General features: G+C 53.6%; 13 protein-coding genes. 6 read left to right on the top strand and 7 right to left on the bottom strand.

Going from position 1 to position 14,371, the window contains the following annotated elements; translation table 11 throughout:
- The first annotated feature begins 88 nt into the window (after positions 1–88).
- Complete coding sequence (locus tag ACQG1K_RS08005) at positions 89–535, top strand: YccF domain-containing protein (RefSeq protein WP_023299745.1); 447 nt, start codon at positions 89–91, stop codon at positions 533–535.
- A gap of 18 nt (positions 536–553) precedes the next feature.
- Entirely contained in the window at positions 554–2,716 is a 2,163-nt protein-coding gene (gene yccS / locus ACQG1K_RS08000) for a YccS family putative transporter (protein WP_367074740.1), read from the top strand.
- Here the strand turns inward: yccS and ACQG1K_RS07995 are convergent.
- A complete protein-coding gene (locus tag ACQG1K_RS07995) occupies positions 2,673–3,299 on the bottom strand; it encodes a TfoX/Sxy family DNA transformation protein (RefSeq protein WP_023299743.1) in 627 nt (208 codons plus the stop codon). The genes yccS and ACQG1K_RS07995 overlap by 44 nt on opposite strands.
- A 217-nt stretch (positions 3,300–3,516) precedes the next feature.
- Between ACQG1K_RS07995 and sulA the strand changes: the two genes are divergently transcribed.
- Positions 3,517–4,026, top strand: a complete 510-nt coding sequence (sulA, locus tag ACQG1K_RS07990) for an SOS-induced cell division inhibitor SulA (RefSeq protein ID WP_032610196.1) — start codon at positions 3,517–3,519, stop codon at positions 4,024–4,026.
- Positions 4,027–4,382: 356 nt separating this feature from the next.
- Positions 4,383–5,435, top strand: a complete 1,053-nt coding sequence (gene ompA, locus ACQG1K_RS07985; RefSeq protein ID WP_017694761.1) for a porin OmpA — start codon at positions 4,383–4,385, stop codon at positions 5,433–5,435.
- A 65-nt stretch (positions 5,436–5,500) separates the two neighbouring features.
- Here ompA and matP read toward each other — a convergent pair whose 3' ends face one another.
- Positions 5,501–5,953, bottom strand: coding sequence for a macrodomain Ter protein MatP (gene matP / locus ACQG1K_RS07980; RefSeq protein WP_006809347.1), 453 nt, complete (start codon positions 5,951–5,953; stop codon positions 5,501–5,503).
- Positions 5,954–6,139: 186 nt separating this feature from the next.
- On the opposite strand from matP, the gene ACQG1K_RS07975 reads away from it, so the two are divergent.
- Together ACQG1K_RS07975 and fabA are read left to right on the top strand one after the other, a co-directional pair.
- Positions 6,140–7,900 carry a Lon protease family protein gene (locus ACQG1K_RS07975; protein WP_367074738.1) on the top strand — a complete coding sequence of 587 codons (1,761 nt, stop codon included), beginning with the start codon at positions 6,140–6,142 and terminating at the stop codon, positions 7,898–7,900.
- 68 nt (positions 7,901–7,968) lie between these two features.
- Positions 7,969–8,487, top strand: coding sequence for a bifunctional 3-hydroxydecanoyl-ACP dehydratase/trans-2-decenoyl-ACP isomerase (gene fabA, locus ACQG1K_RS07970; RefSeq protein WP_000227926.1), 519 nt, complete (start codon positions 7,969–7,971; stop codon positions 8,485–8,487).
- 71 nt (positions 8,488–8,558) lie between these two features.
- Here the strand turns inward: fabA and rmf are convergent, their stop codons facing one another.
- From rmf to ACQG1K_RS07945, 5 genes are all read right to left on the bottom strand, one after another.
- Complete coding sequence (gene rmf / locus ACQG1K_RS07965) at positions 8,559–8,726, bottom strand: ribosome modulation factor (RefSeq protein ID WP_003858162.1); 168 nt, start codon at positions 8,724–8,726, stop codon at positions 8,559–8,561.
- Between the two features lie 254 nt (positions 8,727–8,980).
- Positions 8,981–9,547, bottom strand: coding sequence for a membrane integrity-associated transporter subunit PqiC (pqiC, locus tag ACQG1K_RS07960; RefSeq protein ID WP_022647654.1), 567 nt, complete (start codon positions 9,545–9,547; stop codon positions 8,981–8,983).
- On the bottom strand, positions 9,544–11,184 hold the full coding sequence (gene pqiB / locus ACQG1K_RS07955) for an intermembrane transport protein PqiB (RefSeq protein WP_022647653.1): 1,641 nt from the start codon (positions 11,182–11,184) through the stop codon (positions 9,544–9,546). Before pqiB ends, pqiC begins: the two co-directional genes overlap by 4 nt.
- A gap of 4 nt (positions 11,185–11,188) precedes the next feature.
- Positions 11,189–12,442, bottom strand: coding sequence for a membrane integrity-associated transporter subunit PqiA (pqiA, locus tag ACQG1K_RS07950; protein WP_022647652.1), 1,254 nt, complete (start codon positions 12,440–12,442; stop codon positions 11,189–11,191).
- 13 nt (positions 12,443–12,455) lie between these two features.
- On the bottom strand, positions 12,456–14,363 hold the full coding sequence (locus tag ACQG1K_RS07945; RefSeq protein ID WP_022647651.1) for an ABC transporter ATP-binding protein: 1,908 nt from the start codon (positions 14,361–14,363) through the stop codon (positions 12,456–12,458).
- Positions 14,364–14,371: the final 8 nt, after the last annotated feature.

The raw sequence follows: 14,371 nt of genomic DNA, 5'->3' as shown, positions 1-14,371 counted from the left end.
ACAGTTTAACTGCCAGTTTTAAGGTGCTCCAGCCCAAAAAAACGTTACAATCACCGGGCGTTAATCATATCGAAGGAAATGAGGGTTTATGCGTACCGTTCTGAATGTGTTGAATTTTGTCCTTGGCGGTTTTGCCACCACCCTTTCCTGGCTTTTTGCCACCCTGGTGAGCATCGTGCTTATCTTCACCCTTCCGCTGACGCGCTCCTGCTGGGAAATCACCAAACTGTCCCTCGTTCCTTATGGAAATGAAGCGATACACGTGGATGAACTGGAGCCGGAAAGAAAAAATGCCCTGATGAATACCGGCGGCACGCTGCTGAATATTTTATGGCTAATCTTCTTTGGCTGGTGGCTGTGTCTGATGCATATCTTCGCCGGTATCGCCCAGTGCATTACGATTATTGGCATTCCGGTTGGCCTCGCTAATTTCAAAATTGCCACCATCGCCCTGTGGCCGGTAGGACGCCGAGTTGTTCCGGTCGAAGTGGCGCAAGCCGCGCGTGAAGCCAATGCCCGTCGTCGTTTTCAGTAATAAGGACTGGCCGCTCTCATGCTAAGCCCCCTGCTTCGTCGCTATACATGGAACAGTAACTGGCTGTATAACGTCAGGATATTTATCGCCCTCTGCGGCACCGTCGCTCTGCCGTGGTGGCTGAATGATGTGAAGCTCACCATCCCCCTCACGCTTGGGGTGGTGGCCGGCGCGCTGGCGGATCTCGACGACCGCCTGGCCGGTCGTTTGCGTAATCTGGTCATCACGCTGGTCTGCTTCTTTATTGCTTCCGCCTCCGTTGAGCTGCTTTTCCCGTGGCCCTGGCTGTTTGCCTTAGGGCTGACGGTGTCCACCAGCGGCTTCATTTTGCTCGGCGGCCTCGGGCAACGCTATGCCACTATCGCGTTTGGCGCCCTGCTGATTGCCATTTACACCATGCTGGGCGTCTCTCTTTACGATCAGTGGTATCAGCAACCGGTCCTGCTGCTATTGGGCGCTATCTGGTATAACCTGCTGACCTTAACCGGGCATCTTATTTTTCCGGTTCGTGCCTTACAGGACAACATTGCCCGCAGTTACGAACAGCTGGCCCACTATCTGGAGCTGAAATCCCGGCTGTTTGATCCGGATATCGAAGAGGACAGCCAGGCGCCCTTGTACGATCTGGCGCTGGCAAATGGCCAACTGGTCGCCACGCTGAATCAGACCAAAGCGTCTCTGCTCACCCGTCTGCGCGGCGATCGCGGTCAGCGCGGTACCCGGCGCACCCTGCACTACTACTTTGTTGCCCAGGATATTCACGAGCGCGCCAGCTCCTCGCATGTGCAATACGCTGACCTGCGCGAGAAATTCCGCTACAGCGACGTGATGTTCCGTTTCCAGCGTCTGCTGTCGATGCAGTCTCAAGCCTGCCAGCAACTTGCGCGCTCAATACTGCTGCGCACGCCCTATCAGCACGATCCTCGCTTTGAACGCGCATTCAGCCACCTGGATGCGGCGCTCGATCGCGTTCAGGCCAGTGGAACTTCGCCGGAACAGTTCAAAGCCCTGGGATTCCTGCTCAACAACCTGAGAGCCATCGATGCTCAGCTCGCCACCATTGAGTCTGAACAGGCGATGGCGATGCCGGGCAATGACGCTGACAACCAGCTTGCCGACGACAGTCTGAACGGCTTCAGCGATATCTGGCTGCGCCTGAGCCGGCATTTTACGCCGGAATCCGCCCTCTTTCGCCATGCGGTAAGGATGTCGTTGGTACTGTGCGTTGGCTACGCGTTTATCCAGATAACAGGATTGCTCCACGGCTACTGGATCCTGCTGACCAGCCTGTTCGTCTGCCAGCCGAACTATAACGCTACCCGCCATCGACTCGCGCTGCGTATTGTCGGGACGTTAGTCGGGGTCGCCATCGGGCTGCCGGTGCTCTATTTTGTGCCTTCAGTAGAAGGGCAACTGATCCTGATTGTGATTACCGGGGTACTGTTCTTCGCCTTCCGCAATGTGCAGTATGCCCACGCCACGATGTTCATCACGCTGCTGGTTCTGCTCTGCTTCAATCTGCTGGGTGAAGGCTTTGAAGTGGCCCTCCCCCGTGTGATCGACACGCTTATCGGCTGCGCCATCGCCTGGGCGGCGGTGAGCTTTATCTGGCCGGACTGGCGTTTCCGAAATTTACCGCGCGTGTCCGACAGAGCAATGAACGCCAACTGCCGCTATCTGGACGCTATTCTTGAGCAGTACCATCAAGGTCGCGATAACCGTCTGGCCTATCGGATTGCCCGTCGCGATGCGCATAACACTGACGCAGAGCTGGCTTCCGTTGTCTCGAATATGTCAACTGAGCCGCGCGCCACGGCAGAAATCCGGGAGACAGCCTTCCGCCTTCTGTGTCTGAACCACACGTTCACCAGCTATATCTCTACCCTTGGCGCCCACCGAGAGAAACTGACGAATCCGGGCATCCTGGCACTGCTGGACGATGCCGTTTGCTACGTTGATGATGCGCTTCATCATCAACCTGCGGATGAGCCACGGGTTCACCAGGCACTGGATGAACTGGTGCAACGTATCGCACACCTTGATCCAGGCACCGACAACAAAGCTCCGCTGGTCCTTCAGCAAATTGGCCTGCTTATCGCTTTGCTGCCGGAAATTTGTCGGCTGCGACAGCAGATCGCTACCTGGCGGAATGATGGCCCTGCGACTCAGGCAGCGCATTAAACCACTCCGTAAGCTCCCGGCGAATATCCGCCGGGAGTGCCGCTTCATGTAACCCTTCAATCGCGCCTTCAAGCGCGAACAATACCCGGATACTCAGCGCTTTATTCTTAGAGCGCATTTTCAGCCAGCTCGTCTTCGCCCCCAACTGTCGTAGCGTCTCTTCATTAGTAATGCCCGCCTCCATAAGCAGGACCTCAATCTGAAAGGTCAAGTTCGGCAGATCTTTAAGCCGGTTACGCTGATGGCGCTGGTAGCGCTCTTTCCTGGCGGCATCGAGCGCAAACGAGGAGAGCTGAAGCAGTTTTTCCCTGTTTTGCCACAGACCTTCATCCACACGGTAGTAATTAAGCAGCACAGGACGTCCTCGTTTCATCAGGGTCAGAAAAGAAGAGGCGTTTTTTACACAGTATTTTGCACTTTGCTCACAGGCGCGAAGGTACAGCTCACCGTCAGACACCATCGCGAACACCGCTTCATCCACGGCCAGGGTATAACCGCCAAACAGGGCGCGATGATGAATTTCGCCCAGCGGAGAGAGGTATTCTTGAGATTGATAAATCCGATCATAAGATATCTTTTTCATGATAATTCCATTAAAAATCATACAGTAACAACGATATTTCTTACTAACGGATCCGTTAGCAGGAAAATAGGCAACTTATTGCCGTTGGGCAAGATGATTTTTTCAGGTTCACCAGGAATGGATGAAATTTGCGAGTCGCTTTCCGAAAATGAGGTTGATCTTTATGCATACAGGGGTTACTGTATATCCATACAGTAACTACAGGGCTGGAATGAATATGTACACTTCAGGCTATGCAAATCACTTAACACCTTCTACTTCTGCCGCAGGCAATGCTGCGCAGAATTCTATCGGGCGTGAATCGACAGGGCTTATCAGTGAAGTGGTTTACCGTGAAGACCAGCCGCTGTTGACACAACTCTTACTCCTGCCGCTTTTGCAGCAGCTCGGGCAACAGTCTCGCTGGCAGCTCTGGCTGACGCCACAGCAAAAATTAAGTCGCGAATGGGTTCAGTCGGCTGGGCTGCCGTTAGCGAAGGTGATGCAGATTAATCAACTCTCCCCTTGCGATACGGTCGAGTCGATGGTCCGGGCATTACGTACCGGGAACTATAGCGTCGTGATTGGGTGGTTGCCTGAGGATCTGTCGCAAGAGGAACATTTGCGTCTGACTGAAGCGGCTGAAGAAGGTAACGCGATGGGTTTCATCATGCGGCCAGTTCGTGGAGATTCCTATCGCAGAGGACAACATCCCGGGCTAAAAATTCACTCAAATGTGTACCATTGAGTCATTTTAAGAGTTTTCCTGGAATTTTTTTCGACCGCAGTATGCAAAAAAAGTTCAACGCGCCAAAACTGCGGCAAGGCTTGTCTGACGCGGTTCTCGTTAATTTTACTGCACAAAATTCGTTCAAAAATTGTTAAATATTAGGTATACGGAACTTTTTTTTTCATATGCCTGACGGACTTCACACTTGTAAGTTTTCAGCTACGTTGTAGACTTTACATCGCCAGGGGTGCTCGGCCTAAGCCGAAGATATCGGTAGGTTTATATTTGACCACGCCCCCCGGTGAAGGATTTAACCGTGATTCCTCCGATGGAGATATTCATGGCAAATTTTGGATGATAACGAGGCGCAAAAAATGAAAAAGACAGCTATCGCGATTGCAGTGGCACTGGCTGGCTTCGCTACCGTAGCGCAGGCCGCTCCGAAAGATAATACCTGGTATGCAGGTGGTAAACTGGGCTGGTCTCAGTTCCATGACACCGGTTGGTACAACAGCAGCCTGAACAACGATGGCCCTACTCACGAGAGCCAGCTGGGTGCAGGTGCGTTCGGTGGCTATCAGGTTAACCCGTATGTTGGCTTTGAAATGGGTTACGACTGGTTAGGTCGTATGCCTTACAAAGGCGACAACGTAAATGGCGCTTTCAAAGCTCAAGGCGTACAGCTGACCGCTAAACTGGGTTACCCAGTAACTGACGATCTGGACGTGTACACCCGTCTGGGCGGCATGGTATGGCGTGCAGACTCCAGCAACAGCATCGCTGGTGACGACCACGACACTGGTGTTTCCCCAGTATTCGCTGGTGGCGTTGAGTGGGCAATGACCCGTGACATCGCTACCCGTCTGGAATACCAGTGGGTTAACAACATCGGTGACGGTGCTACCGTTGGCGTACGTCCAGACAACGGCATGCTGAGCGTTGGTGTTTCTTACCGTTTCGGTCAGCAGGAAGATGCGCCAGTCGTAGCTCCAGCTCCGGCTCCAGCGCCAGAAGTACAGACCAAGCACTTCACTCTGAAGTCTGACGTTCTGTTCAACTTCAACAAAGCTACCCTGAAACCAGAAGGTCAGCAGGCACTGGATCAGCTGTACACCCAGCTGAGCAACCTGGATCCTAAAGACGGTTCTGTAGTGGTTCTGGGCTTCACCGACCGTATCGGTTCTGACGCTTACAACCAGGGTCTGTCTGAGAAACGTGCTCAGTCTGTAGTTGATTACCTGGTATCTAAAGGTATCCCAGCTAACAAGATCTCCCCACGTGGTATGGGCGAATCTAACCCAGTTACCGGTTCTACCTGTGACAACGTGAAACCACGCGCTGCACTGATCGACTGCCTGGCACCAGATCGTCGCGTAGAGATCGAAGTTAAAGGTATCAAAGACGTTGTAACTCAGCCTGCGGCATAAGTTATCGTCTTATAAAAAAACCCCGCCATGCGGGGTTTTTTATTATCTGAAGAAAAGTAAAAAGCTTATTTTTTACCTAACAGTGCCTGTAGATCGTTTTTCAACGTCGACATCTGGCTGGCATACTTCTCTTTGTGCTCGGCATCTTCAATCAGCTGCACCACCGTTTCCGACAGGGTTTTCCCGCGCCGTTGCGCAAGCCCGGCCAGACGCTGCCAGACCATGAACTCCAGGTCGATGGATTTCTTACGGGTGTGCTGATGCTCGGCATTGAAATGCCGTTTACGACGAGCTCGGATAGTTTGCTTCATCCGGTTTAACAAGGCCGGATTAATGTGTTTCTCGATCCAGCCGTTGACCTGTACCGGTTCGTTTTCGAGGGTCAGCAACATATCCACAGCTTCTTGTGCCGCGCTGGCTTCGATGTAGCAGGTGATCAGCTCCCCTTCACGGTGCTTTTTGACCAGGTACTTCCATTTCCAGCCGCTTTCGAGGTTTTCCAGTTGTTGATATTTCATTGCGATCTCAGTGTTACCGTGTAACTCTGTTCAGAATATCAGTTTTTTGGCAATCTGCTGAAAAGAAATCATATCCTGTGAAACGTCGCAGGCGATCCGCATGACGAAAACCCGAATCCTGATTGGGCAGAGTGCGCCGCTTACGGTATACTCCACGGTTTTACTTCTGACTAAAAAACATCAACTTTGACCATTACGAAACTTGCATGGCATGACCTGGTTCCGGATACCGAGAGCTATCAGGAGCTGTTTGCACAGCCAGACCTCACAAAAGAACACAAATTCATACTTAGCGAGACACAACCGCGTTTGCATTACGCGCTGGAGCAGATGTCATCCCCATGGGCTACATCTCCTTTCATGCTGCTCAAAGCCCCGGAAGAAGCCGAGTATCTGACGCTTCTCGGTGATGCCATGCGCCAGTTGCAGCCAAAAACGAATGCCGTTTTTGGTGGTCAGTATCATATTGCCGGTCGCGACGTGACATTCGAACCTGCCACGCAGGCAGATGGATTGTTCGCTGCAAAAGGCGAGGTGATCACCGCCAACTGGGTGGAAGCAGAACAGTTGTTCGGCTGCCTTCGTCAGTTCAATGGCGATGTTTCACTGCAACCCGGGCTGGTACACCGCGCGAATGGCGGCGTATTGCTCATCTCCCTTCGCACACTGCTTGCGCAGCCGCTGCTGTGGATGCGCCTGAAAACGGTGGTGACGCAGCAACGTTTTGACTGGGTAGGCTTCGACGAGTCACGTCCTCTGCCTGTTTCCATTCCGTCTATGCCGCTGTCGCTGACCGTCGTGCTGACGGGTGACCGTGAATCCCTGGCTGACTTCCAGGAAATGGAGCCAGAACTCGCGGAGCAGGCGGTTTACAGCGAATTTGAAGACAATATTCAGATTGCAGATGCCGATGACATGGCGCAGTGGTGTCAGTGGGTTATGGCCGTGGCGGAACGTTTCGCGCTGCCCTCACCTGCCGAGGATGCGTGGCCGGGCTTAATCCGCGAGGCCGTACGCTACACCGGCGATCAGGAAACCCTGCCGCTCTGTCCGCTCTGGATCGGCAAACAACTGCGTGAAGTGGGCGTTATCAGCGGCAACGGTACGTTCAACGGTGAGCAACTGAGCCAGATGCTGGCCCAGCGTGAATGGCGCGAAGGCTATCTTGCTGACCGTATGCAGGATGAAATTCTGCTTGAACAGATTCTGGTGGAGACCGAAGGCGAACGTATCGGGCAAATCAATGCCTTGTCCGTCATCGAGTTCCCCGGGCACCCACGCGCCTTTGGTGAGCCTTCCCGTATCAGCTGTGTCGTACACATTGGTGACGGCGAATTTACCGATATCGAACGCAAGGCCGAACTGGGCGGAAACATTCATGCCAAAGGCATGATGATCATGCAGGCATTCCTGATGTCTGAACTTCAGCTCGAGCAGCAGATCCCCTTCTCTGCCTCGTTGACCTTTGAGCAGTCCTACAGTGAAGTCGACGGCGACAGCGCCTCAATGGCAGAGCTGTGCGCCGTGATCAGCGCGCTTGCAGACGTGCCGATTAACCAGAATATTGCGATTACCGGGTCCGTGGATCAGTTTGGCCGTGCCCAACCGGTGGGCGGACTGAATGAGAAAATCGAAGGCTTCTTCGCAATCTGCCAGCAGCGCGGTTTAAACGGCAAACAGGGCGTGATTATTCCGGCACCTAACGCTCGCCATTTGAGCCTGAGCCAGGCGATTCTGGATGCGGTAGAGCAGGAACAATTCACTGTCTGGGCCATCGAAGGGGTTGAGGATGCACTACCCTTACTGACAAACCTGGTCTGGGACGGCGAAGGCCAGACAACCCTGATGCAGACCATTCAGGAACGTATAGCTCAGGCGACACAGCAGGATGCTCGTCATCGTTATCCGTGGCCGTTACGCTGGTTAAGTTGGTTTAGTGCGAACTGATCGGACTTGTTCAGCGTACACGTGTTAGCTATCCTGCGTCCTTCACTAAAATAAGGCTTACTGAGAACATGGTAGATAAACGCGAATCCTATACTAAAGAAGACCTTCTTGCCTCTGGTCGCGGTGAACTGTTTGGCGCGAAAGGCCCGCAGTTACCAGCCCCAAATATGCTGATGATGGACCGTGTCGTGAAAATGACCGAAACCGGCGGCAACTTTGATAAGGGTTACGTAGAAGCAGAACTCGATATCAACCCGGACCTGTGGTTCTTCGGTTGCCACTTTATTGGCGATCCGGTAATGCCTGGCTGCCTGGGCCTCGATGCTATGTGGCAGCTGGTTGGCTTCTATCTGGGCTGGCTTGGCGGTGAAGGCAAAGGCCGTGCGCTGGGCGTAGGCGAAGTGAAATTCACCGGTCAGGTTCTGCCTACCGCGAAGAAAGTCACCTACCGTATCCATTTCAAACGCATCGTTAACCGCCGTCTGATTATGGGCCTGGCGGACGGTGAAGTGCTGGTTGATGGTCGTCTGATCTATACCGCGAACGACCTGAAAGTGGGTCTGTTCCAGGATACCTCCGCTTTCTGATAACGGCTTTTAGCCCCTTCCAGAAAGGCGAAACCTCCGCATTGCGGAGGTTTCTTTTTAAAGAGACGGTATCAAGCAAGTACTGCCCTGTCTCCGATGGCTTCTCGCCAGCCCCCTAGCCATTGGGACCTTTGATTCAGGGCCTGATAGGGACACATTTCTTTAGAACGTCCGGCGATGCCAGCCTGATAACCACGTTGATGAGCCCTTTCCAGGCGATCTCGTTTCTGTCTCTTCATGCCTCGTTTCCCTCATTCTTTTGTCTGGTGGAAAGAAAACAGTGGTTGCAATATGTGCAAGCACAGTTAACGAATACCCCGAATCTGCGTCAGCGTCAACGTTCAAAATTCATACGGGTGTCATATTTGTGAGCTACATGGAAGATCGTTTGTACAAAAAGTGTGATGCGGGACAAGTAACAACCTGAACGTAAAACGAAAAAAAAGCCGCAATCAGCAAGAAGCTGAGTGCGGCTTTCGTCGATGAATTTTACTTATGGCAGGCGGGAAATCTCTCTTGCTATAGTAGCCGACTCCTGTGCCCATCCCTGCGCAAGTACTTTCACCATTTCGTCATAGCCATCTTTCTGCTGCTTGAGTTCAAGATGGAAAGGACGCTTAATCAGCTGACCCTGGTGATTCAGCAGCCACTCCCCGCTGATAACAACGGCACCATCATAGCGGCCATGGAATCCCGTCACGTTAACATTCAGAGTGTCCTGATCGCTTCCCAGAGGCTGCGAGGCAACGACCCAACCGGGGAGCTGGCTGCTCAGATTCGCCACCAGCGTATTGCGTAGCTGCTGATCCAGCGGGCTGGCCCACAGGTTATTGTTGGCGATTACGTACTGCACATCGCTGGTCTGGTAGACCACCCCGTTGCCCGCCAGGTAATCTGGCACGGCAACCTGCTCAACCCACAGCAGACGGCTGCCCTGCGAGGCACTGCTCTGCGCCCCCGACTGCGCGCTTAACGGCAGCTGGTAGTAGCTTTTGTTATCGCTTCCAGAGCTACAGGCCGTTAATACCAGTGCGCCTGCGATGATTAGCCATTTTTTCATTGTTTCGCCCTCTTAGGCTCAGGATCCTTTTTATCTTTCGCTTCAAACACCAGCGCGTTGCTCTTTTCATTGAGCGTTTTCAGAACGGGCTGTAGCTCGCGTAAAACCTGATCAAGACGTTGCATATCCGCCACCATCTTGTTGTAGGCCGCTGAGCCCGGCTGGAAGCCCTGCATACTGCGATTCAGTTCACGCAACGTTTTCTGCATATCCTGCGGCAGTTGCTGCATGGACTGGTTGGCCGTGATCTTGTTGATATTATCCAGGGTAGTTTGTAGACGTTGCATCGTCGCCTGGCTCTGATGCAGTGATCCCGTCGCAGCCTCAAGCATTGGATTCAGCGGCAGATTGTTGATCTTATCCAGCGTTTCCATCAGACGCTGTTGGATCTGCGCCAGGCCACTGCTGACCGTAGGAATGATTTTGTAGCCGCCAAATTCACGGACTCCCGTCATAGGTGGCGCTTTTGGATAGAAGTCCATATCGACATACAACGCCCCTGTCACCAGGTTGCCGGTTTTCAGCGAGCCACGCAGACCGCGATTCATCAGGTCGCTGATATGCTCCCCAATATCCTGATCCTCACCAATCTGGTTAATTAAACGCTCAGGCTCAATGCGTATCAGCACCGGAATACGATAATCATCATCAAGCATTTGCTTGAGTCCCGGAACAAAGTAAGGCACTTGCCCCACTGTACCCAGACGGATACCGCGGAACTCAACTGGCGCTCCTGGCTGCAAGCCGCGTACAGAGTCCTTAAAGAACATCAGATAATCGATGTGATCGGTATAGAGCGCATCCTGAATGCTTTTTTGATCGTCAAACAGTCTGAACGCGGTTTTTTCCGCCACCGGTTGTCCCAGATCTATACCTTCCGGCACGTCAAAACTGACGCCCCCACCAAACAGCGTGGTGAGTGAACCCATCTCAACGCGCATCCCCGCAGAGGTGAGATCCACAGCGATCCCACTGTCTTTCCAGAAACGAACGTTACTGGTCACCAGTCGGTCATTAGGCGCATTGATAAATAGCTGATAGCTGATGGTCCGTTTTTGCGGATCGAAGGTGCTCGTTTCAACCGAACCGACACGATACCCACGGAACAGCACCGGATCGCCCGGCGAGAGCTGGCCCGCTTTTTTGCTGTCCAGAATGACGCGGATCCCTTTTGCATCCGGTGGCGCAAGCGGCGGTGAATCCAGCAACTGATAGTTTGCTGGCTGGGCGCCTTTATTGCCGGGCTGGAGTTCAATGTAAGCCCCTGACAATAGCGTCCCTAAGCCGCTGATCCCTTCTCTTCCGACCTGCGGTTTCACCACCCAAAAAACGGAATCTTCATGGAGCAGTTTTTCCATGCCAGCATTCAGGCGGGCCTTAATTTCAACATGGGTTAAATCATCCGTCAGGGTCGCGCTTTCCACGACACCCACATCCACGCTGCGGCTCTTGATGGTGGTTTTTCCGCCCTCAATTCCCTCTGCATTGGTGGTAATTAGCGTGACTTCCGGTCCCTGATGGCTGTAATGATAAAACAGGATCCATGCACCGATCAGCGCGGTCACGATGGGGAAAATCCACACCGGCGACCAGTTTCTGACCTTCTGCACTTTAGCCTCTCCACTCTTATTTTCCATGCTCTTACTCTTCCTCATGGCTTGAATCGGGCTCACGATCCCACGATAAACGAGGGTCGAAGGTCATGGCCGCAAACATGGTCATAATGACGACCAAAGCAAACATCAGCGCTCCCATAGCGGGATAAATACTCATCAGCCCACCCATACGCACCAGCGCTGAGAGAACCGCAATCACGAACACGTCAATCATCGACCAACGGCCAACAAATTCCACGACCTCATAAATCAGATGCATGCGCTCACTGTCACGCTTACCGTGCCCTTTTGCATCCCAGCAAAGCCAGGCAATGGCAATCATCTTTAAGGTCGGAACCATAATGCTGGCGAGAAATATGACGCCTGCAACAGGGTATGACCCTTCGCTCCACAGCAAAATCACCCCGGCAAGGATGGTCGAGGGCATTCTGTCGCCGAGCAGATCGGTGATCATGATCGGCAAAATATTGGCGGGCAGATAAAGCATGACAGAGGTCACCAGCAGCGCCATGGTCCATTGCAGGCTATTTTTGCGTCGGACGTGACCTTTGGTTTCACAGCGGGGACACACCTCGACATCCGCGGGCAGCACGGCGGTGCAGCAGGAGCAGGAGCGCAGCCCCTGACGGATACCCGGTACGCCCACCTTTACCGTCTGCGAGAGCGTCGGTGCCGGGGCAATATCGTCCCAGGTCCAGCGTCGGTCCACGCACTGGAAAGCGCGCAGTTGCAGCACGCAATACAGACACCACGGAATAAAGCTGCTGCCAATCCCCACATCGCCGTAGGCCATCAGCTTCACGAAGCTGACCAGGATACCCGCCAGAAAAATTTCCGCCATCCCCCAGCTTTTCAGCTGGAACAGGATCCGCGCGAGTTTGATTTTAAGGGCGGTGGGCATCCTGACGCGATTGACCAATAGCAGAATGACGACCAGGCAAAAAGCCGGGACTATCTGCACGAACAGAAGAAAGAAGGTGCCAAGGCTGGCGTAATCTTCCGAGAACATCACGCCTGGAATTTCCAGTAACTCCACCTGGCTTACCATCCCGCCCACTTTCATAGAGATGAAAGGGAAGAGATTGGAGAGTAGTAACATGAACAGGGCTGCCAGCGCGTAAGCCGTAGGACGCTGCCTTGGCGCGTCCCACTCGGTCGTCAGCGTAGCTCCGCAGCGCGGGCAGGCAGCCTTATGACCGTGACCAAGCTCTGGCAACGCCACGAGCATATCGCATTGCGAGCATAAAATATGCCGATCGGCATGGTGCTGGTCACACATAGATTATCCCTGTTTATGCGCCGTTTTTCAGAGACTCAAGGTACTCCCAGCGCTCAAATGCCTCTTCCAGCGCCTGCTCGGCCTGGGAGAGTTCAGCCAATACTTTCTGAGTATAGTCGTGAGGCTGCGTAAAGAATGACGCATCAGCGACCTGAATTTGCAGTGCTTCCAGTGCCGCTTCCAGCTCTTCCAGACGCTGCGGCAGCCCTTCCAGCTCGCGCTGCAAGTTATAGCTCATTTTAGCAGGAGACTTTTTGACAGTTTCTGCTTTCACAACAACAGGTTCAGCGACATTTTTGGTCTTCGCCTGTTTTTGCGCCAGCGACTGCGATTGCTGTCCACGCGCGTCATGATAGCCGCCCACATATTGACCGATACGTCCTTCGCCTTCGAAGATCCAGCACTCGGTCACGGTGTTATCGACAAATTGACGATCGTGGCTGACCAGCATCACGGTTCCCTGATAGCCATCAATCAACTCTTCCAGCAGTTCCAGCGTTTCGACATCCAGATCGTTCGTCGGTTCATCGAGAATCAGTAAGTTACTGGGTTTCAGGAACAGGCGCGCCAGTAAAAGACGGTTACGCTCACCGCCGGACAGCGCGCGCACAGGCGTCAGGGCGCGTTTCGGGTGGAACAGGAAGTCCTGAAGGTAGCCCAACACGTGACGCGGCTTGCCGTTAACCATTACCTCCTGTTTGCCCTCAGCGAGGTTGTCCATCACCGTACGGTCCGGATCCAGCTCTGCGCGATGCTGGTCAAAGTACGCTACTTCCAGCTTGGTACCACAGTGAATACGACCGCTGTCTGCCTGCAACTGGCCCAGCATCAGTTTCAGCAGCGTGGTTTTGCCGCAGCCGTTTGGACCAATAAGCGCAATTTTGTCGCCACGCTGAACCTGTGCGGAGAAATCGTTCACCAGCACTTTGCCGTCAACCGAATAATTCACGTTCTCCATTTCGAAGACAATCTTGCCCGAGCGGGACGCCTCTTCCACCTGCATTTTGGCGCTACCCATGACTTCACGGCGTTCGCTACGTTCGCGGCGCATCGCCTTCAGGGCGCGAACGCGGCCTTCATTACGGGTACGACGCGCCTTGATGCCCTGACGGATCCATACCTCTTCCTGCGCCAGCTTGCGGTCGAACTCGGCGTTTTGCAGCTCTTCCACGCGCAGGTTCTCTTCTTTCTCCAGCAGATAGGTATCGTAATCGCCCGGATAGGTCACCAGCTTGCCGCGGTCGAGGTCGACAATGCGCGTGGCCATGTTGCGGATGAACGAACGGTCGTGGGAGATGAAGATAATGGTGCCATTGAAAGTTTTCAGGAACCCTTCCAGCCAGTCAATTGCTTCGATATCCAGGTGGTTCGTTGGTTCGTCCAGCAGCAGTACCCTGGGCCCGCTCACCAGGGCACGGCCCAGCGCGGCTTTACGCAGCCAGCCGCCGGAGAGCGCCGACAGCTCCATATCCGCTTCCAGGCCAAGCTGAGCCAGCACTTCGTTAATGCGGTTTTCCAGCTGCCACAGGCCATGGTGATCGAGCATCTCCTGCACTTTTGCCAGCTCGTTGAGATTTTTGTCGCTCGGGTCGGTCATGACCAGATGCGAAATCTCGTGGTAGCGCTTGAGGTATTCCGCCTGCTCTGAAATTCCTTCGGCCACAAAATCGTACACGCTGCCGGTAACGTTACGCGGCGGATCCTGTTGCAGACGAGAGACGACCAGATCCTGCTCGTAAACAATACGGCCGTCGTCCAGCCCCTGCTCACGGTTGAGGATTTTCATCAGCGTCGATTTACCTGCGCCGTTACGGCCGACCAGACAGACGCGCTCGTTATCTTCGATATGCAGCTCTGCATTATCGAGAAGCGGTGAGTCGCTGAAAGAGAGCCACGCGCCGTGCATACTAATTAAAGACATTTATTTTT

Source organism: Enterobacter cloacae complex sp. 402C9 (assembly GCF_050030745.1).
GTDB classification, from domain to species: domain Bacteria; phylum Pseudomonadota; class Gammaproteobacteria; order Enterobacterales; family Enterobacteriaceae; genus Enterobacter; species Enterobacter intestinihominis.
The sequence above is the reverse complement of the archived record's forward strand: the minus strand, read 5'-3'. Positions and strand labels throughout refer to the sequence as shown.